Source organism: Microbacterium sp. SL75 (assembly GCF_026625865.1).
GTDB lineage: Bacteria > Actinomycetota > Actinomycetes > Actinomycetales > Microbacteriaceae > Microbacterium.
Map to the genome: position 1 here is coordinate 1,467,062 of NZ_CP113067.1, position 18,737 is coordinate 1,485,798.

General features: G+C 69.9%; 21 protein-coding genes. 2 read left to right on the top strand and 19 right to left on the bottom strand.

Translation table 11 applies throughout. The features are described 5' to 3' along the window. Nucleotides 1–46: 46 nt before the first annotated feature. The 5 genes from OVA17_RS06810 to OVA17_RS06830 all read right to left on the bottom strand — a co-directional run bounded on the left by OVA17_RS06810 (nucleotide 47) and on the right by OVA17_RS06830 (nucleotide 6,557). A complete protein-coding gene (locus OVA17_RS06810; protein WP_267789053.1) occupies nucleotides 47–1,924 on the bottom strand; it encodes an FAD/NAD(P)-binding protein in 1,878 nt (625 codons plus the stop codon). After that, a complete protein-coding gene (locus OVA17_RS06815; RefSeq protein WP_267789054.1) occupies nucleotides 1,921–3,273 on the bottom strand; it encodes an NtaA/DmoA family FMN-dependent monooxygenase in 1,353 nt (450 codons plus the stop codon). Before OVA17_RS06815 ends, OVA17_RS06810 begins: the two co-directional genes overlap by 4 nt. Further along, nucleotides 3,270–4,460, bottom strand: a complete 1,191-nt coding sequence (locus OVA17_RS06820) for an LLM class flavin-dependent oxidoreductase (RefSeq protein ID WP_267789055.1) — start codon at nucleotides 4,458–4,460, stop codon at nucleotides 3,270–3,272. Before OVA17_RS06820 ends, OVA17_RS06815 begins: the two co-directional genes overlap by 4 nt. Nucleotides 4,461–4,686: 226 nt before the next feature. Beyond that, nucleotides 4,687–5,340, bottom strand: a complete 654-nt coding sequence (locus OVA17_RS06825) for a hypothetical protein (RefSeq protein ID WP_267789057.1) — start codon at nucleotides 5,338–5,340, stop codon at nucleotides 4,687–4,689. A 203-nt stretch (nucleotides 5,341–5,543) separates the two neighbouring features. Then, a complete protein-coding gene (locus OVA17_RS06830; RefSeq protein WP_267789058.1) occupies nucleotides 5,544–6,557 on the bottom strand; it encodes an LLM class flavin-dependent oxidoreductase in 1,014 nt (337 codons plus the stop codon). Nucleotides 6,558–6,654: 97 nt separating this feature from the next. Here OVA17_RS06830 and OVA17_RS06835 point away from each other — a divergent pair, with 97 nt between their 5' ends. Then, nucleotides 6,655–7,158, top strand: a complete 504-nt coding sequence (locus OVA17_RS06835) for a GNAT family N-acetyltransferase (protein WP_267789059.1) — start codon at nucleotides 6,655–6,657, stop codon at nucleotides 7,156–7,158. Beyond that, complete coding sequence (locus OVA17_RS06840) at nucleotides 7,155–8,252, top strand: FAD-dependent oxidoreductase (protein WP_267789061.1); 1,098 nt, start codon at nucleotides 7,155–7,157, stop codon at nucleotides 8,250–8,252. The genes OVA17_RS06835 and OVA17_RS06840 overlap by 4 nt, the downstream gene beginning before the upstream one ends. Before the next feature lie 100 nt (nucleotides 8,253–8,352). On the opposite strand, the gene OVA17_RS06845 is transcribed toward OVA17_RS06840, so the two are convergent. From OVA17_RS06845 to hpxO, 14 genes are all read right to left on the bottom strand, one after another. Then, nucleotides 8,353–8,856, bottom strand: a complete 504-nt coding sequence (locus OVA17_RS06845) for a GNAT family N-acetyltransferase (protein WP_094735529.1) — start codon at nucleotides 8,854–8,856, stop codon at nucleotides 8,353–8,355. 68 nt (nucleotides 8,857–8,924) lie between these two features. Then, complete coding sequence (locus tag OVA17_RS06850) at nucleotides 8,925–9,905, bottom strand: ABC transporter substrate-binding protein (protein WP_267789062.1); 981 nt, start codon at nucleotides 9,903–9,905, stop codon at nucleotides 8,925–8,927. 80 nt (nucleotides 9,906–9,985) lie between these two features. Beyond that, the gene (locus OVA17_RS06855; RefSeq protein ID WP_267789063.1) at nucleotides 9,986–10,768 is read right to left on the bottom strand and encodes an amino acid ABC transporter ATP-binding protein; all 783 of its coding nucleotides are present in this window, start codon (nucleotides 10,766–10,768) and stop codon (nucleotides 9,986–9,988) included. Then, nucleotides 10,765–11,838 (bottom strand): amino acid ABC transporter permease, encoded by a 1,074-nt coding sequence (locus tag OVA17_RS06860; RefSeq protein WP_267789064.1) that lies wholly within the window; start codon nucleotides 11,836–11,838, stop codon nucleotides 10,765–10,767. Before OVA17_RS06860 ends, OVA17_RS06855 begins: the two co-directional genes overlap by 4 nt. Before the next feature lie 363 nt (nucleotides 11,839–12,201). Beyond that, nucleotides 12,202–13,545, bottom strand: a complete 1,344-nt coding sequence (locus tag OVA17_RS06865) for a M20/M25/M40 family metallo-hydrolase (RefSeq protein WP_267789065.1) — start codon at nucleotides 13,543–13,545, stop codon at nucleotides 12,202–12,204. Nucleotides 13,546–13,549: 4 nt separating this feature from the next. Beyond that, nucleotides 13,550–13,900, bottom strand: coding sequence for a carboxymuconolactone decarboxylase family protein (locus tag OVA17_RS06870; RefSeq protein ID WP_055959812.1), 351 nt, complete (start codon nucleotides 13,898–13,900; stop codon nucleotides 13,550–13,552). Between the two features lie 105 nt (nucleotides 13,901–14,005). Continuing rightward, nucleotides 14,006–14,488 carry a hypothetical protein gene (locus tag OVA17_RS06875; protein ID WP_267789066.1) on the bottom strand — a complete coding sequence of 161 codons (483 nt, stop codon included), beginning with the start codon at nucleotides 14,486–14,488 and terminating at the stop codon, nucleotides 14,006–14,008. Between the two features lie 46 nt (nucleotides 14,489–14,534). After that, on the bottom strand, nucleotides 14,535–14,843 hold the full coding sequence (locus OVA17_RS06880) for a hypothetical protein (RefSeq protein ID WP_267789067.1): 309 nt from the start codon (nucleotides 14,841–14,843) through the stop codon (nucleotides 14,535–14,537). A 263-nt stretch (nucleotides 14,844–15,106) separates the two neighbouring features. After that, a complete protein-coding gene (locus OVA17_RS06885; RefSeq protein WP_210072569.1) occupies nucleotides 15,107–15,391 on the bottom strand; it encodes a WXG100 family type VII secretion target in 285 nt (94 codons plus the stop codon). Then, complete coding sequence (locus OVA17_RS06890; RefSeq protein ID WP_267789068.1) at nucleotides 15,388–15,873, bottom strand: hypothetical protein; 486 nt, start codon at nucleotides 15,871–15,873, stop codon at nucleotides 15,388–15,390. The genes OVA17_RS06885 and OVA17_RS06890 overlap by 4 nt, the downstream gene beginning before the upstream one ends. Then, nucleotides 15,870–16,637, bottom strand: coding sequence for a hypothetical protein (locus OVA17_RS06895; protein ID WP_267789069.1), 768 nt, complete (start codon nucleotides 16,635–16,637; stop codon nucleotides 15,870–15,872). The genes OVA17_RS06890 and OVA17_RS06895 overlap by 4 nt, the downstream gene beginning before the upstream one ends. 126 nt (nucleotides 16,638–16,763) lie before the next feature. After that, a complete protein-coding gene (locus tag OVA17_RS06900) occupies nucleotides 16,764–17,138 on the bottom strand; it encodes a putative T7SS-secreted protein (RefSeq protein ID WP_267789070.1) in 375 nt (124 codons plus the stop codon). Then, a complete protein-coding gene (locus OVA17_RS06905; RefSeq protein WP_210072566.1) occupies nucleotides 17,135–17,416 on the bottom strand; it encodes a hypothetical protein in 282 nt (93 codons plus the stop codon). The genes OVA17_RS06900 and OVA17_RS06905 overlap by 4 nt, the downstream gene beginning before the upstream one ends. A gap of 135 nt (nucleotides 17,417–17,551) precedes the next feature. Further along, nucleotides 17,552–18,736: an FAD-dependent urate hydroxylase HpxO gene (gene hpxO, locus OVA17_RS06910; RefSeq protein ID WP_267789071.1), complete on the bottom strand. Its 1,185-nt coding sequence runs from the start codon at nucleotides 18,734–18,736 to the stop codon at nucleotides 17,552–17,554. Nucleotide 18,737: the final 1 nt, after the last annotated feature.

Sequence of the window (18,737 nt, forward strand, 5' to 3'; positions counted from 1 at the left end):
GCGCACGTAAGACAACAGCGTCGACCGCTTCGCATTCCGCGGCGCGTCAGCGCACGCCGGCTCGGGCCCGCGCCGCGAGGGCGACGGAGACGGCACCGGCGATCCGATCGGTCTGTCGCAGCGACAGGGCATCGGAGCGGGGGCGAGTGAAGGCCCCGGCCTCCATCGACGAGGTGAAGGGACCGATCGCGAACATCGCCGCACGGGGCTGCCCGTCGCGACCGATCACGCGACCGTCGGCGTCGACGTCGATGCGCCCGAGCGAGCCGGTGAACAACTCGTCCGAGACGTGCACTTCGCGTCCGTGGCGACTCGCGAGCTCGCGCAGCACCGGGTTCTCGCTCGCCGACGCGGTCGCGGCGGGGAGCCACGCGTCGAGGAGCGCGCGAGCGCTCACCTCGCCCGCGGTCCGCGGCGACGACGCCACGAAGCCTCGTTCGGCCTCGACGCGCACCGAGATGTCGGGTCCGAGAAACCGCACGATCCCGGCCTCAGCCAGGGCGAGGAACTCCTCCAGCCGGTGCGCCGGCGGCCCCGAGGCGACGTAGCTGAAGAACGCGTGCCAGGTCACGGGCAGATCGACAGCGCGCGAGCGGGCGCTCCACCGCTCGGTCGGGATGTCGGCGAGCCCGAGGAACGACGACAGGATCGTCAGGAACAGCGCCTGAGCGGCGCTGCGGTCCTGGCTCGTGCGCAGCTGCAGGTCGTCGACGATGTGCCGGCGCACCCGCTCGTGCACGTCGAGGGCGCCGCTGAACGTCTCATCGCCCAACGGCACGTCGAGCGTGCGCAGGTCGAAGCGGTCGAGGGGGTCGGGGACCACCTCGGCGGCGGCCAGCCGGAGCGCCGAGGTGTCGGCATCCACCTCCCGAAGGGTCTCTCGGAACACCTCCCACGTCGTCGTCACGCGTTCGGGGTGGCCCGTGAAGAGCTCGCGGTAGTGCCCCCACACGAGCTCGCGCGCGATGAGGGGCCAGACGTCGTCGAGGAAGTCGACGGTGCCCGGTCGCGCGAGTAGCTCGGCGACCGCGGCCGGGGTCAGGATCTCGCGCACGGGTGTTTCGCCCTGCAACCGCGACGACACCTTCGAGCGGTAGGGCACCCCCCGGCGGGAGCCGAGGTGCAGGCGCGGCTCAAGGCCCGACGGCTCGTAGCGCAGGTTGCCGGTCGTATCGGTGACGAAGCGTCCGCCCCGACCCGCGGTCAGCAGCACCACGGCGTCGACCGCGGCCAGGCCCATCCCCCGGACGATCACGTCGTCGCCGGGGGCGAGCACGCTGAGGTCGGCGTCGGCGGTGAACGCCGGGGGGAGGTAGGTCAGCCCGGCGCTCGCAGCGGCTTCGCGCAACGACACCGCTTCGCCCTCGGGCTCGCGCGCGTTGTGCCCCATCGCGTAGACGAGCACGTCGGCGGACAGGCGGATGCCGTCGGCGAGGGCGACCTCGTACCCGTCGGCGGTGTCGTCGACCCATTGCACGACGCCCTCGTGCCACCGCACCTCGACCCCGGGCGGGGCGATGGCGACCGTGCGACGCCAGAACCAGTCGAGGTAGGCGCTCTGCAGACGCCGCGTGGGAAAGGAGTCCGGGCGCAGGCCCTGCAGCTCGAAACGCAGCTCGGGATCGTCGATCGTCACGTCGGGGAGCGTTCCCGCGCGTACCCGCTCGGCCCACTCGATGAGCGAGGGGCCCGAGCGGATCGGTCCCGAGATCGTGCAGGACTCGTCGGTGAAGACGGTCACGTCGCGTGCCATCGAGTTGAGCTTGAGCAGCGGCGACTGCTCGCGTCGCCAGATGCGGCCCGCCCCCGGCGGGTACGGGTCGACGAGGGTGATGCGCAGCGGCACCGGGGAGCGTCGGGCGAGCAGCCGCTCGACGAGCATGACCGCACGAGGCCCCGCCCCGACGATCACGAGGTCGGTCATCGCGCCCCGACGCCCGCGTGGACCGGCGGGAGACCCAGCAGGTCGTGCAGCGTCGCCCCCTCGTCGTACGAGCGGCGGTACGACCCGCGCTCCTGCAGCAGGGGCACCACCTTGTCGACGAACTCGTCGAGGCCGTGCGGGGTGACGTGTCCGACCACGGTGAACCCGTCGGTCGCGCGCTCCTGCACGTAGCGGTCGATCTCGGATGCCACGTGCTCCGGCGTGCCGACGAAGGTGTGCTTCGCGGTCAGGCGGATGACGAGCTCGCGGATGCTGAGGTTCTCGGCCCTGGCCTGCTCGCGCAGCTGGCCGACCCGGGCGCGGATCGCGGCGTGCCGCCCGGCGAAGCCCTGCGCCGTCTCGACCCCCGTGTCGGGCTCGAGGTCGGGCAGCGGCCCGTCGGCGTCGTACCCGCTGAGGTCGCAGTTCCAGATCTGTTCGAGGTAGGTGATCGCGGTCTGCGGGCGCACCTGGGCGAGGGCGATCTCGCGCGAGCGCTCGCGGGCCTCGTCGGCGGTGTCGCCGAGCACGAAGGTCGCCGCGGGCAGGATCTTCAGCGAGTCCTCGTCGCGGCCGTTCGCGGCCAGGCGCCCCTTCACGTCGCGGTAGAACTGCTGCGCATCGTCGAAGGCGGTGTGCAGCGAGAAGATCACGTCGGCGTGGGCGGTGGCGAAGTCGCGACCGTCGGGGGAGTCTCCCGCCTGCACGATCACGGGCCGGCCCTGCGGGGAACGCGGAACGTCGAACACGGCGTCGACATCGAACAGGCGGCTTTCGTGCCGCACGCGCGCGATGGCGTCGTCGCGCAGGAACTCACCCGACTCGGCATCCGCCACGATCGCGTCGTCGCTCCACGACGCCCACAGGGCTTTCGACAGGGCCGCGAACTCGGCGGCCCGCACGTACCGGTCGGCGTGATCGAGGTAGCCCCCGCGGCGGAAGTTCGCGCCGTGGAACGCGTCGGAGCTGGTGACGGCGTTCCACCCCGCGCGGCCGCCCGAGAGCAGGTCGAGCGTGCCGAGCTGGCGGGCGAGCTCGTACGGCTCGTTGAAGGTCGTGTTCAGCGTGCCGACCAGACCGATGTGCTCGGTCACCGCGGCCAGGGCGGTGAGGATCGCGAGCGTGTTCGGCCGGCCCGCCACGTCGAGGTCGTGCAGCTGCCCGCGGTGTTCGCGCAGCCGCAGGCCCTCGGCGAGGAAGAGGTAGTCGAAGAAACCGCGCTCGGCCGTGCGGGCGAAGTGCTCGAACGACAAGAAGTCGATCTGGCTGCCGGCCGCGGGGTCGGTCCACACGGTGGTGTTGTTCACGCCCGGGAAGTGCGCGGCGAGATGGATCTGACGGCGGGTCATGCGCCGACCTCCTGACGGGCGTATCGACTGGCGAGGCGGGGGAGCCCGAGGCGCTCGCGCAGGGTGGGGGCGCCGTCGTCGGGCACCAGTACGCCGGCGGACGCCGCGCGCGGCACGACCCGGTCGGCGATGGCCTCGAGGTCGGCCGGAAGCCGGGCGGGGCGCAGGCGGATCCCGTCGACGCCCGCGGCGGCCAGGGCCGCGATCTCGTCGACCACGTCGTCGGGGGTGCCCACGACCACGCGGGCATCGGTGGCGAGCGGGGCGCGCTCCTGCAGGCGGCTCCAGACGGCGGCGGCCTTCTCGCGCGTCTGCTCCACCAGTACGAGCAGGTCGGCGAAGACGCGGAGGGGCTCCTCGCGGACGACGACGTCGAGCTCGTCCCGGATGCCGCTGACCGCGGCGGCGTCCGCGGGGGTGATGAAGACGAGATCGGCGTGCTCCGCGGCGAACCGATAGGGCACCGTCTGGTGCGCGAGCGCGGTGATGAGGGGTGGGCCCTGCGGAGAGCGCGGCACGATCGAGGCGCCCGTGATCGAGAAGAACTCGCCGTCGAAGGCGACGTTGTGCACGCGCTCGCGATCGAGGAACTTCCCCGACTCGAGGTCGCGCACGATCGCCTCGTCCTCCCACGAGTCGGCGAGCAGGCGCACGACGTCGGCGACGTCTCCGGCCTCGCGGAACGCGGCGAGCAGGGCGGGGTCGTCTTCGACGCGACCGGATGCCGGGAGCCCCGTGGGTCCGTCGGTTCGGCGCCCGAAGTTCGAACGCTCCGCCGCAGTGGAACCCGCCACGAGCCGGACGCCGGCACGGCCGCGACTCACGTGGTCGAGCGTCTGCAGGCCGGTGGCGAGATGGAAGGGCTCGGGGTGAGCCGTGGTCGCCGTGGGGACGAGACCGATCCGGCGCGTGGCCGGGGCCAGGAACGACGCCAACAGCACGGCGTCGAGACGGCCGCGGGCGCGGTCGCGGCGGGTCTCGGCATCCGGTTCGAAGGAGCGACCGCCCAGGCTCAGTGCGTCCTCGATCGTCGCCAGGACGAGCCCCGCGCCGTCGGCCGTGCGGGCGAGCTCACGCCAGTACGCGGCGGAGGTCAGCTCGGTGGGCCGGGCCGTGGGCTCGCGCCACGCGGCCGGGTGCCAGCCGGCACCGTCCAGGGCGACGGCGAGGTGGATGCGGTCCGGCATCGGGGGCTCCTTCTGTCAGCCGAGGTGCTGATCACCCTCTCTCCGGAGCACGGCGGGTCTCAATCCGTGACGTCATACAACGCCTCGGGGCGTCACGGAGGGGCATGAGTCCGGGGCTTCGCCCTGCGTGGAACATCGCCCTCACGGGTTGAGGCGTCTTGAGCGCCCCATCGATAGCGCGCATCACGGCAGATGCGCAGGCTTCTGACCCGAAACCCGAGCCGGCCTACGGGCGCTCGGCTACGACCGTGGTGACGTCTTCCATCGCTCGCACCCAGTCCGAAGTGCTGCGGCTGCGCAGTTCGATGAGGTCGAGTGTGCGCGCAAGATCATCGAGAAGATTTCGCGTGAAGACGGGCTCGTGGTGGGCGAGTCGGTTACGGAGGTGACGAAGGACGTCGAGATCTTGGTAGATGCGATTTCGCAGGCTGGCCGCGGGCATCGGCGACGCGTACGGGAACGCCCACGCGATGTGGGGCTCCCAGAGGCGGACATCGTTGCGACTGGTGAAGAGCTTCTGCCAGAACACGAACTTCAGTTCTGCGATGACCTTTCCCGTCGTCGGATTGGAGCCGCGTGTGTTCAGCAGGTCGCGTCGCGGGTTGTAGCGACCCGTGTTCGGCAAACTGGCCGCGAAGGTCGGGTTCCAAGGCCACTGCGGACCGTACAGGCGCTCCAGCACAGCCGCGGCCGCGTTCCGTGTCGAAATCTCAGCGAAGTGCGCGGGGAGCATCAGGGCTGCGGATACCCGAGCATTCCAGCCGTAGAGGTCGACGGCCTTGGCCGTGTCTCCGCCGGCTGCGGCGATATAAGTGCCAGAGCGTGGCGCGCTGAGCGTCGCGCGGATCTCGACCTCGTCAGGCGGAGTGGCCGCAGGCATCTTGCGAATGTACAATAGGGCTCACTAGTCGCGGGACTTGCGGGCTTCGGCCTCCCCCCGCGGACATACGAAGTTCCAAGGCCCCGTCATCTGACGGGGCCTTCTTCGTCGATGGGACTCCTGCGGCCTGTCCGCGGGTGAGGGTCATCGACCAAAAGTGTGTATGGGTCGGGCGTGTCAGCTCCGGCCCTCGCCGTGGGCGGTCAGTCGCCCGTCGGCGCCCAGCCCAGCAACGGCCCGAGCCGCCCCGCGATGTCTTCGAGGATCTGCACGTAGTCGTCGGGAGCGAGGTCGAAGGGGAGGGCGAAGGCCACCTCGTCGATCTCGGGAAACGATCGCGACGACAGCAGGCGCTCGGCGATCTGCTCCGAGGTGCCGACGAGGTCCTCCGCGAACAGCAGCCCGCGCGGACCCTGAGGGATGCCGACGCGCCTGCGCCGCGACTCGGCGTAGGCCTCGTACCGCCGACGCTGCTCGGGCGTGGCCGTGTCGGTGGGCACGACGACCAGCCCCTGCGACACCCGGGCGTTCTCGCCGTCGGTATGCGTGTCGCGGTAGAGCCGGATCTGCGCGTGCTGCTCGATGTCGAAGTCGGTCGAGGTCGTCGACTGGATGACGCTGCTGGTCAGCAGGTGGAAGCCGTTCTCGGCCGCCCAGGTCGTGGAGGTCGGGCTGCCCGCGCCGTACCAGAGTCGATCGGCCAGCCCCACCGCGTGCGGTTCGACCCGTTCGGAGTACTCCTCGATGCCCTCCGTCCCCGAGAACGGGCTGGCCTGCTCCCCGGAGAGGAAGCGGCGCAGGCGCGAAAGGCGCTCGTAACCGAAGTCCTCGCGGTCGGCGGTGTCGGGGTAGAGGGCGGAGGCGATCTCGTCGAGACGACGCGGAGGGCCCACCGAGAAGCCGGGTTCGAGGCGCCCCCCGCTGAGCACGTCGACGGTCGCCAGGTCCTCGGCGAGGCGCAGGGGGTTCTCCCACCCGAGCGGGATGACGGCCGTGCCCAGCCGGATCCGGCTCGTGCGCTGCGACGCAGCGGCGAGCACCGCGACGGGGGACGAGATGCCGTACTGCAGGTGCCGGTCGCGCAGCCACGCGCTGTCGAAGCCGAGGCGCTCGCCGCGGGCGATGATCGACAGGGTCGTCTCGTGCCCGGCACGCGGGTTCTCGCGGTCGAACAGGCCGATGGTGAGAAAGCCGAGGGAGCGGAGGGGGCGCGTCACACCGTCACGGTACTGGCGAGTGCACGGGAAGGGGCGATGGGCGTCATCCGCCGTCACGACGGGTCGGTGCGCGAGGGCCTCGGGCGATACTGGCGTGATGACGGCTCTGTACGCGACCTGGACCATCGAGAACGTCGCGTGGACCGATCACCGCGCGCTCGCGCTTCGCGAGGCGATGGATGCCGAGATCTCACCGCGCTACGCCGGGGTCTTCGCCGCGTTCGACGAGGTGACGGCGGCCGCTCTCGCCGAGGACTTCGCGCTCGACCCCGCCACGGTCGTGGAGGTCGCGCTGGTGCTCGACGCCGACGGCCGCGCAGTCGGTCACGCCGCCCTGCGCGCCCTCGGCGACGAGCTCGAGGTCAAGCGCGTGTACGTCGACCCCCGGGCGCGGGGGCGCGGAGCCAGCCGTGCGCTGATGACCGAGCTCGAGCGTCTCGCCGTCGCCCGCGGGGCGTCTCGGCTCATCCTGCAGACGGGCGACCGGCAACCCGAGGCCATCGCGCTCTACGAGCGCATCGGTTACGCGCCGATCGCGGTCTTCGAGCCGTACACGCGCTTCGCGGGGTCGCGGTGCTTCGCCAAGCTCCTCGGCGCATGAGCGTGGAACAGCTTGACGTCGCCGTCATCGGCGCCGGCGCCATGGGGGCCGCCACGGCCTGGCATCTCGCGCGCGCAGGGAAAGAAGTCGCGGTCTTCGAGCAGTTCGAGCCCGGACACGTGCGCGGCGCTTCGCACGGAGCCTCGCGCAACTTCAACGTCGCCTACGTCGAGCCGTCGTATCTCGCCTGGCTGCGCGACGCCGAGGTGCTGTGGCGCGAGCTCGAGGCCGAGGCCGATCGGCCGTTGCTGACGACGACCGGCATCGTGACGCACGGCCCCGGTGTCGATCACGTCGCCACCTCGGCCGCCATCTCGGCGGGCGGTTTCGCGGCCGAGGTCCTCGACCCCTCCGAGGCGGCGGCGCGATGGCCCGGTCTCCGCTTCGACGGACCGGTCCTGCACAATGCCGGTGCGGGGCGAGTGGATGCCAACGCCTCGGTCGCCGCCTTCCTCTCGGGCGCGGCACGGGCCGGTGCCCAGATGCGATGGAACAGCGCCGTGAGCGACATCGAGGTGCGCAGCGACGACGACGTGCGGTTCAGCGTGACGGATGCCGAGGGATGCCGCCGCGTGCGCGCTCGACGCCTCGTGTGCACGGCCGGCGCCTGGACGGCGAAGACGCTCGGCGGGGTGGCCGGGGTGACCCTGCCCGCCCTGCGCGTCACTCAGGAGCAGCCCGCGCATTTCCGCCCCGTCGACGGGGCGCCGCACTGGCCGGGCTTCAACCACCACCCCGCGGCGTCCGACCCGGCGACGTCGTGGTTCCTCGCGCCCGTCTACGGCATGCTCACCCCGGGGCAGGGAGTCAAGGCCGGGTGGCACGCCGCAGGCCCCGAGACCGACCCGGACCGCCGCAGCTTCCTTCCCGACCGTGAGCTGACCGCAGCGCTCGTCCGCTACGCCGCGGAGTGGATTCCGGGGGTGGATGCCGCGGCCTTCGCCGAGATCACCTGCACCTACACCTCGACCGTCGATGCTCGCTTCGTCCTCGACCGGATGGGCCCGATCGTGGTGGGGGCGGGCTTCTCGGGCCACGGCTTCAAGTTCACGCCCGTGGTCGGGCGGACTCTCGCCGCGCTCGCTGCGGGCTGAGCCCGGGCCGGTGGTTCGGGGCGTGAGAGGTGCACCGGGGCGGACGGTGACCGCCCCGGTGCGCGGATCGCGCCCCGAACGGCGCGGGAAGGGGTGGGCGTCAGAGGTCGTATGCGAAAGCGCGCAGGTCGAGCCAGCGGCCGGGTTCGACCTCGACGGGGGCTTCGCGCTCGGTCAGCCGGCGGAAGCCCAGCTTGAGGTAGAGCGCGTGCGCGCCGAGCATCTCGGGGCCGCTGTTCATCACCACGCGGGTCGCCCCTCGCTCTCGCGCGAGCGTCAGCACGTGCCGCGTGAGCAGTTCGCCGACGCCGCGTCCGCGAGCCGCGGGCGCCACGGCCAGCTGGCGGAAGTCGAGCTCCCCCTCCCGGGCCAAGGGGGACAGGCGCTCTCCGCGACGGGGCGTCCACACCGTGCCGACGATCTCGGCGCCGTCCACCGCGACCCACACCTCGCCCTGGGCCACTCGGCCGTCGACGTCGGCGAGTGAGGCGAGGTACGCCTCCGACAGCCCCTCGTAGCTGGCGCTGTAGGCCTCGGCCGTGATCCGGCCCGCCTCCGCGTATTCGTGCGGGTCGACGAGCCGGACGGTGAGGGTGGGGGTCATGGCATCCATTCTTCTCCGGTGGACGTGCGGCACGGCCCGGTCGGGCACGACCGGGCCGTGCGCGGGGGTCAGGACTTCGGGAGTCCCGGCGGGTTGATCTGAGAGGTGGAGATGCCCTCGGAGTCGAGGTTCCACGCCGTCAGCACCTCGGCGTACTTTCCGCTCTGGATGAGGTCGTTCAGCACGATCTGCACCGGCCCGACGAGACCGTTGCCCTTCTTGGTGCCGGCGGCGATGTCGGCCTGGAGCGGGTATCCGCCCGGGACCACGCCCACGACCTTCGTCTCGCCCGTGTCGCGCGCAGCCCATGCCGCGGTGGCGTTGGGGCCGAACGTCGCATCGACGCGACCCGACAGCAGGGCGAGGGTGGCGGCGGCGTTGTCGTCGTAGTACTGCAGATCGGCGGGGGCCTTACCGGCGGCGGCGAGCTCGGCGTTCCAGTTCAGCAGCACCTTCTCTTGGTTGGTGCCCGAGCCGACCACGATCTTCAGCCCCGAGATGTCATCGGCGGTCTCGATCTTGTCGATCGTGCTGTCGGAACGGACCGCGAAGCCCAGCAGATCCTGCCGGTAGCTCGCGAAGTCGTAGAGCTCCTTGCGCTCTTCGGTCACGGTGACGTTGGCGGTGATGAGGTCGTACTTTCCCGACTGGATGCCGAGGGGCCAGTCCGCCCACGCGACGACGACCGGGTTGTACTCGAGGCCGAGACCCTCGGCGATCAGCGAGCCGATGTTGGGTTCGGTTCCCGACGGCAGCGTCTCGCCCTCGGGCACGTAGCTGAGCGGCGGCACGAAGGCGCCGACGGCGACGGTCAGCTTGCCCGGCTCGATGGGGGTGAAGCCGCTCGCCTTCAGCGCCGCGACGGCTGCGGGGACGGCGTCGGTGTGCACCCACTCCGCGGGGGCGTTCGTGGCGGATGCCGAGGGGTCGGGCGCCGCAGCGGCTTCGACCGGGCGGTTGATGCCGACCGCGATGCCGACGCCGACGACGGCGACCACCGCAGCGGCGATCGCGCCGATCGTGAGGGACTGTTTCTTGCTGAGAGCCATGCTGTATCTCCTGGTGTGGGTAGGGGTGTGGTCGGGGAGCGGTGGCTGAGCCTGTCGAAGCCTCCGCGGGGTGCGCGGCGTCAGCCGAGCACTTTCGCGAGGAACTCGCGGGTGCGCGGGTGCTGCGGACGGGAGAGCACCTCGTCGGGCGTTCCCTGCTCGACGATCCGGCCGCGATCGAGGAACACCACGCGGTCGGCGACCTCGCGGGCGAAGCCGATCTCGTGCGTGACGATGACGAGGGTCGTGCCGAGCTGCGCCAGACCGCGGATGACGTCGAGCACCTCGCCGACGAGTTCGGGATCGAGGGCGCTCGTCGGCTCGTCGAACAGCAGCACCTTGGGCTGCAGCGCGAGGGCACGAGCGATCGCGACGCGCTGTTGCTGGCCGCCCGACAGCTGGCGCGGGTACGCGTCGGCTTTCTCGGCGAGACCCACCCTCTCGAGTAGACCGAGGGCGAGACGACGGGCATCCTCCTTGCCCAGGCGCGCGAGCGCGAGCGGCGCCTCGGTGATGTTCTCGAGGGCCGTGAGGTGCGGGAACAGGTGGAAGTTCTGGAAGACGATCCCCACTTGCGTCCGCCGCTGCAGGATCTCGCGCTCGCGCAACTCGTGGAGCTTGCCGTGACGCAGCTCGTAGCCGATGAACTCCCCGTCGACGGTGACCGAGCCGGCATCCACCGTCTCGAGGTGGTTTATGGTGCGCAGGAGCGTCGACTTGCCCGATCCGCTGGGGCCGAGGAGGGCGACGACCTCGCCGGGGTGGACGGTGAGGTCGATGCCCTTCAGCACCTCGACGCCGTGGAACGCCTTATGCACGTTGTGGATCTCGACGAGTCCGCTCGTGGCGGTGGCGGCGGTCATGCGTGGCCGCCCTTCGACGTCACGACGGCACCGGCTGCACGCGGTGAGTCGCTGGGTGAGGACGCCGGGCCCGCGGCATCCCTTCCGCCCGGCGGGGCCGGAGGGTCACCCAAGCGCGCCCACTGCACGCTCACCCACGTGCGCGCCCGCTGCACCGGCGTCGGCGGCAGGGCCCGTGCGGATCCCCGGGCGTAGTACCGCTCGATGTAGTACTGCGCGACGCTGAGGATCGTCGTGATGAGGGTGTACCAGACGACCGCGACGAGCAGCAGTGGGATGACGCGGCTGTTGCGGTTGTAGATCACCTGCACGGCGTAGAACAGCTCGGGGATCGCGATGACGAACACGACCGACGCGCCCTTGACCAGACCGATGACCTCGTTCGTGGCGTTCGGGACGATCGAGCGCATCGCCTGCGGCAGGATGATGCGGAAAAGCCGACGGGATGCCGGGATGCCGAGCGCCGCGGCCGCCTCGTGCTGACCGGGGTCGACCGAGACGAGCCCGCCGCGGATGATCTCGGCCGAGTACGCCGCCTGGTGCAGACCCAGGCCCAGGATCGCGGCGGCGAAGGCGCTGACGAGCTGGACGGTGGGGAACTCCACGATCCAGAAGTCGGTCGTGAACGGCGTCCCCAGGCCCAGGGTCGGGTAGAGGTATCCGAGGTTGTACCAGACGATGATCTGCACGACGAGGGGCACCGAGCGGAAGAACCAGATGTAGCCCCACGCCACCGCGCTCAGCAGGGGGGACGCCGACAAGCGGCCCAGGGCCAGCAGCGTGCCCAGCGAGAAGCCGACGACGGCCGAGATCGCCGTGAGCGAGAGCGTGTACCCGATGCCGATCAGCACGGGCTCCGAGAAGAAGTACTGCGCGAACGTGCCCCACATGTACCGGTCGTTGGTGACGAGGCTCCACGCGAACTGCGCGACGACGAACAGCAGCAGCGCGCTGAGGATCCATCGCCACCAGTGGCGGGTGGGGACGACGGTGACGGTGCCCAGGTCGACCCTTCCGTCGGGCGGTGTCGTCGTCGGGCGGGCGGTGGGTGCCGGCGCGGTGGTGGTCATGGCGTGCTCCTCGGATTCCCCGCCGGAGCGGGGGCCCCGGGGGTGACCGACACGCTAGATCGCCCTCGGGAGGTCCTGCGAGGCGTCGTTTCACACGTCGAAACGACAGGTCACCGGCCGAAACACGACGCCACGCGGGGCCATATGAGAAAGGCCCGCGCGTCGGTGGGTTAAGGCTGAGGGGTGCGACTCGGCGCGTAGCCGAAGTGCTGCCGGTAGGCGAGCGCGTGCCAAACTCCGGAGAAAGTCGAGTACGTCCGACCCTGGGGCCCAAACAACGCGCCAGCCGCGTGCGCCACCGGCGATTTGTCAGGAGTTCGGCCCGCGCGCTGTCGGGCCCATCGTGGGAGTGCCGCCTCGCCCTCAGGCGTCGCGGAGGATCCGCGCCGTCACACGCGTCCCGAAATACACCGCGTCCACGGGGACGCGCTCGTCGGCGGCATGGAACTGCCCGTACACGTCGAAGTCGGCGGGCACCCGCAGCGGGACGAACCCGTACCCACGGATGCCTAGTCGGGCCAGGTGCTTGTTGTCGGTACTGGCCGGCAGAAGATAGGGCACGACCGTTCCGCCCGCGTCCTCCGCCGTCACGGCATCCTGAAGCACGTCGAGCAGCGGCGCGTCGACGGGCGACTCGATGGCCGGGATGTCTCGCGCCCACGCGACCTCGATGTCGTCGCCGACGACATCCGCGAGCTGCGCTCTGACCGCTTCGGCCTGCCCGGGGACCACGCGGACGTCGAGCGTCGCGCTCGCCGCGGCCGGGATGACGTTGATCTTGCCCCCGGCGGCGAGCACGGTGGGCGACGCTGTGTTGCGCGTGCCCGCGTCGATGACGGATGCCGCGAACCCGAGGCGCGAGAGATCGTCGGTGTCGAGCGGCTGACCGCTCGCCTGCCCGTACACCTCGAGGAAGCGTTCGAGCGTGGCCGTGCGCACGGCGGGGAAGCGGTGCACACCGACCGCCGCGACGGCCTGGGCGAGACGGACTACGGCGTTGTCGCTCGTCGGCCTCGATCCGTGGGCGGCGGATCCGCGGGCGGTGAGTGTCGCGACGGTCACGCCCTTCTCTGCCGTCGCCACGAGGTAGGCGCGGCGGTCATCGGGGAGCGGGATCGAGAAGCCGCCCACCTCGCTCAGCGCTTCCGTCGCGCCCTCGAAGAGCTCGGGGCGGTTCTCGACGATCCACCGGGCGCCCCACACGCCGCCGGCCTCCTCGTCGGCGAAGAACGCGAAGATGAGGTCGCGTCGCGGGACGATGCCGTCGCGGCGGAAGGCCCGGGCGATCGCGAGCAGCATCCCCGCGAAGTCCTTCATGTCGACCGCGCCGCGGCCGTACAGCAGGCCGTCGTGGATCTCGGCCCCGAACGGCGGATGCGTCCAGTTCTCCACGTCGACCGGCACGACGTCGAGGTGGGCATGCGCGACGAGGGCGCCGGCATCCGGATCCGAACCCGGCAACCGGGCGAGGACACTCGCCCGACCCGGCCGGGGTTCGACGAGGACCGTCTCGTAGCCGACCTCGTCGAGATGCTTCTTCACGTAGAGCGCGGCGCGCGTCTCGCCGTCGCCGATCGTGGCCGCGTCGCCCGTGTTGACGCTGTCGATGCGGATGAGCGCGCGGATGTGCTCGAGTGCTTCGGTCTCGAGCGGGCCGGGCTGCGGTGTTCCGGTCTCGGCAGCCTGGGTCGGCGGCGCGTCCGTCACGGGGTCAGTGCTGGTGGGGGCGGGCGTCGTCGGCGAGCTTGAACGCCAGGCGTCCGTGCGCGTAGCCACCGCCCGCGCGGATGGCGGTCGCGACCCACGCGGCCTCGGCGAGCTCCGCCTCGGTGGCGCCCGCCTTGACGGCGTTCTGCGAGTGACCGTCGATGCAGTAGACGCACTGGGTCGTGATGCCGACGGCCAGGGCGATGAGCTCGCGGTACTTCAGCGGGATCGCGCGACCCTCGGGGGCGAACACGGCCTGATCGAACGCGGCGAACGCGGCCAGGATGTCGGGTGTCTCGGCCTTGTAGACCTTGGTGTACGTCTTGTCGGCGGTGCGATCGAAGTACTCGGACATGGGGCCTCCCGGCGGCGTGAGCGGTGCGGATACGTCGCATCCACGGTGCCACGCGGGGCCGCCCCGACCGGCGGTCGTGCGTCATACGGTGACACACCGGTGCGATCACGGCTGCGGCTTCGGCCACGTGAGGTCGTACCAGCGCAGCTCGTAGCCGGACGGGATCTCGCCGGTCTCGTAGTAACGGAAGAAGATGTCGGTCGCTTCGTCGAGTGCGAAGACCTCGTCGGGATAGACGGTCGCCGAGCAGGTGCCGTCGAAAAAGGGGATATCGACGGAGGGGTCTCCGGCGTGGTCGCCGCCGTGGCCGACGATGTAGTGCCGGTCTTGGCCGTCGTCGTCGATCTTGTGCCATTCGATCGTCATCGCGTCGGAGGTACCGGCGCACTGGAGATACACGGGGCTGCCACCCTGCTTGTGCAGATAGGTCAGGAAATCGTACCCAGAGGGGATCGGTGCCAAGAGAAACGTCGAGCGCTCGCCGGGCATCATTAAGCTCAGCAGCCTCCCCAGTGTTGCCCTCGGAGGCCTCACGTCCACCACGAATTCCCCGGAACGCCGAGCATCGACGGTGTAGTAGAACGTCACCTGTCAGCTGGGCTTTCTGGCCGCGAGCGCGAGCATACGGGCTTCCCTAACCGTTGCGCGCTGAGTCGGTAATTGGGAAAGAGAGTGCTGTCGACGGCTGCGGTTTCGGCCAGATGAGGTCGTACCAGCGCAGCTCGTACGCGGACGGAATCTCGCCGGTCTCGTAATAGTGGAAGAAGATATGGGTCGCTTCGTCGAGTGCGAAGACCTCGTCGGGGTACACGGTGGCCTTGCGTGTGCCGTCGAAGAAGGGGATATTTCCGGAGGGCTCCCGGGAGTGGTCGCCGCCGTGGCCGACGATGTAGTGACGGTCTTGACCGTCGTCGTCGTCGATCTTGTGCCATTCGATCGTCATCGCGTCGGAGGTGCCAGCGCATTGCAGGTATCGGGTTTTCGCCCTTGCGGATGTAGCGGGCAAATTTCACGCCGTCCGGAATAGGCCCAAGAATGAAGGTCGATCGTTTTCCTGCGCGGAGCAGGATCAGAAGGTGAGCGATGTCATCCCGGGCTGACCGCAGCCCGCTTCCAAATTCTATGGAGCTGCGATCCATCGTGTAGTAATGGCGCTCGGCCACCGAATTCTCCCCCTCACACTATTGCGGACGTTGATGTACGGGCTCAGGTCCAGAGGCGAGTCACCAGCGCCTCTGCGGCCTCGAACGCGGAACGCGCCGCATCCATCCCCGACGTCGCATCAGCCAAACTCGCATTCATCCGATCGAGAGCGTCCGACCACTGTCGCTGGGCCGTGTCGTAGGCGTTTCTTGCGTCCCCCGTCCATTCGGCTCGTCCGGCGGCGACGGCAGCATCGAGGTCGTCAAGGTGTCGTTCGATGGACGCGGTCGTGTCGCGGAGTGCATCGACGAGCTGTGCGTGTCTGTCGCCGTCGAAACGGATGGTCACGGCTGCGGCTTCGGCCAGGTGAGGTCGTACCAGCGCAGCTCGTACCCGGACGGGATCTCGCCGGTCTCGTAGTAATGGAAAAAGATATCGGTCGCCTCATCGAGTGCGAAGACCTCATCGGGGTACACGGTCGCCGTGCGGGTGCCCTCGAAGAAGGGGATATCGACGGAGGGGTCTCCGGAGTGGTCGCCGCCGTGGCCGACGATGTAGTGACGGTCTTGACCGTCGTCGTCGTCGACCTTGTGCCATTCGATCGTCATAGCCTCCGAGGTGCCGGCGCATTGCAGGTACCGGGTTTTTTCGCCCTTGCGGATGTAGTCGATGAATTTCACTCCGTCGGGAATAGGGCCAAGAATGAAGGTCGATCGCTTTCCTGCGCGGAGCAGGCTGAGGAGGTGAGCGATGTCATCCCGGGCGGGCCTCAGTCCGCTTCCGAATTCCATGGAACTACCATCCATGGTGTAGTAATGAGGCCGCATCACGGCATCTCCTTAACTCTCACCCTGCTGATCAAGATCTTCTCTCTGTTCAACGTGGCCGTAGCGGGACTGTCAGGTGAGATCGATTCATCAAAAATCCGTTGCTGACCTTCGCCTCTCGAATACCTCTCGAAGGCGGAACCGCTTTTGACCTCGACGGCTGTGTAGGACCCATCGGGGTTCTTGTATAACCCATCAAAATAGCGCTTCTGAATGCTGCCTTCGATTGATGAAGCGACTCGTTTCCGCTCTACGGATGAGTTGATTTCGTCCTCGATCTCGTCCAGCCCCTGCTTCTCCTTGTCCACCCACGGCTTGTTGCCTTGCCCATGCGCAAACTGCCCGTAGTCGTCACGACCATCGCCCCGATCGGCCCCACGCTGCTTCTCCATCAGCATGACACCGGCGCTGCCTGTGGCCTCACCGGCCAGCTTCGAGGCGCCTGCGGCCGCCAACGCGCCGCCGGTCCCCGCGACGGCGAGGCCACCGACCACCGCGGCCCCGCCCGGAACGCTTCCCACCCCGGTCGCTGCCAGCCCTCCACCATCGAGAGCTGTCGCGCCGCCGCCGATCATCATCGCCCCGCCACCCAGGAGCGCGAGGAGTGCGTCAGGGTTCCGCAAGATGGCATTACCGACCGAGGCGGTGCCGTTCACCAGATTCGCCAGGGTGTCCCAGTGGATCTGGCCTTGAACGACGAGCGCTCCCAAGAAGAGCGCGCCGGCCCCTTCCCAAGTGAGTGCTTCCGGCGGCGTGATCGCGGTCATCGCATGCGCGGCGGTGTCGCCCGCGTCTCGAACCTCGGACCGGGCGTAGGCGAGCAGGCTTTGCGCGTCACTTCGGGTTGCTGCGCCGGCGTCTGTATAGAAGGGGACGATGCCTGTCGCGCCCGCCTAGCGTTCTGCCTGCCGGTAGCTCTCGACCCCCGCGGCCGTTTGCGCTTGCGCGACCTGCCACATGGCGATGGCATCGCCCGCCTTCTGCTGTGCCCACCCGAGTACGGTTGCGTATTCATCCAGCGCGTCGGCTGCCGTGGTCAGTGACTCCTCCAGCCGTTGCCATTGCGTGCCCACGTCGGGGAGACGGGCAGCGAAGCCGTCCGCGGCTGCCCCTTCCCAGCCCTCCGGCGAGGGGAGTCTTGTGAGCTGGGCGGCGATGTCTCCCGCAGTACGTGCGCGCTCTCGCCACTGCGATACGAACTCGTCGAGACCGCTCACCGACCCGGGGATGAGGTCGACCGGGTCGGACGTCTGCCCGAGTTCGCTCACCTCTCGACCGTCCCGCCGGGCACCACGAGGTCTTGATCGGTCCTCTCGTACAGGTCGGCACTCTGCCGGAGCCGTTCGACGAGGTGACCGAGGTCCTCGACCGCGCTTCTCCACGCGTCAGCCGTGTCGACCGCAAGGCGCGAGATCGCATTCTCTGCGGCCGCGTGGCCGATGTCGGCCGGACACGTCTCCGTGAACGAGCCCGCGGCGTCGCGCAAATCCTCGAGGCGCGCGGCGCTCGTGCGCAGCGCCTCAGGATCGACGGAGAATCTTGGCACGAGAGCCCCCTCTCGCCGACGAGGGTAATGCTTTGACGGGGCGAGCGCGGTTTTGCTTCGACTTCTCCCAGGGAGATTCACCCGGGTGAAACGCCCCCGGGGGGCGTGCCCCGCGGAGCGAGGAGCCAGCGGTCCTCAGCGCATCACGCTCCCACCGAGCTCGACCGGACTGCCCTCGATATTGCCGACGATCCCGCGGATCACGCCCGTGCCGTCTTCGCGGCGGAGCCCGTCGTACCAGGCCTGGGTCGCGGCGACGTCGAAGGCGTGCGTCTCATGGGCGCGCTTGCGGGCGCGCAGCACGAGGTCGCCCGCCCGCTCGGTGCGGATGCGCTCGTACCGCTTGAGCGAATCCTCGACGCCGAGGGTGGAGGTGGCGAACACGATGCCGAGGGCGAAGCTGTCTTCGAGGGCGGAGCAGGCGCCCTGCCCGATGTCGGGGGCGGTGTTGTGCGCCGCGTCCCCGAGGATCGCCACGCGGCCCCGCACCCACGTGTCGAAGGGGTCGATGTCCCAGATCTCCACGCGGTTGAGCGACTCGTCGGGGTCGATGCCGTCGAGCAGCGCCCGTACGCCCGGTGCGCCCCACGGCCCGAAGGCGCGCTCGAGGGCCGTCATCCGGTCTTCGACCACGCCCGAGGGTCCGGGCACATCGACGAAGAAGTAGAAGCGGTCGCCCGCGACGGGCATCACGGCGCAGCGCTTGCCGTCGCCGACGTACGTCGTCCACTGGTCGAGTGGTCCGATGCGCTCGTCGGCCGCGACGAGGCCGTTGTAGTTGACGTAGCCCGAGTAGGTGCGCTCGGGACGGATGCCGGTGGGCTCGGTGACGTAGTCGCGCACGATCGAGCGGGCCCCGTCGGCACCGATCAGCAGGTCGGCCGTGTCGGTGGTGCCGTCGGCGAAGCCGGCGGTGACGGTCTCGCCGTCGTCGGTGACCTCGACCAGCTGCTTGCCGAGGTGGATGATGTCGGAGCCGACGGCATCCATCATCAGCTGCTGCAGGTCGGCGCGGGCGACGGGGTAGGGGCGCTGGCCGGTCTGTTCGGTGACCGGGGCGAGGCTGAAGCGGCACATCTCGTCGCCGGTGTGGCCGTCGTAGTAGGCCATGTCGTCCATGCGGCCGCCGAGGGCGGCCACCTGCGGCCCGAGGCCGAGCCAGTTCAGCACCTTCACGCCGTTCGACCACAGGGACAGCGCCGCGCCGACCGGCTTGTTCTCGCGCATGCGGTCGTAGACGACGACCTCGTGGCCGAGTTTCTGCAGGGCGAGCGCGGCGGAGGTTCCGCCGACGCCCGCGCCGATGACGATGACCTTCATA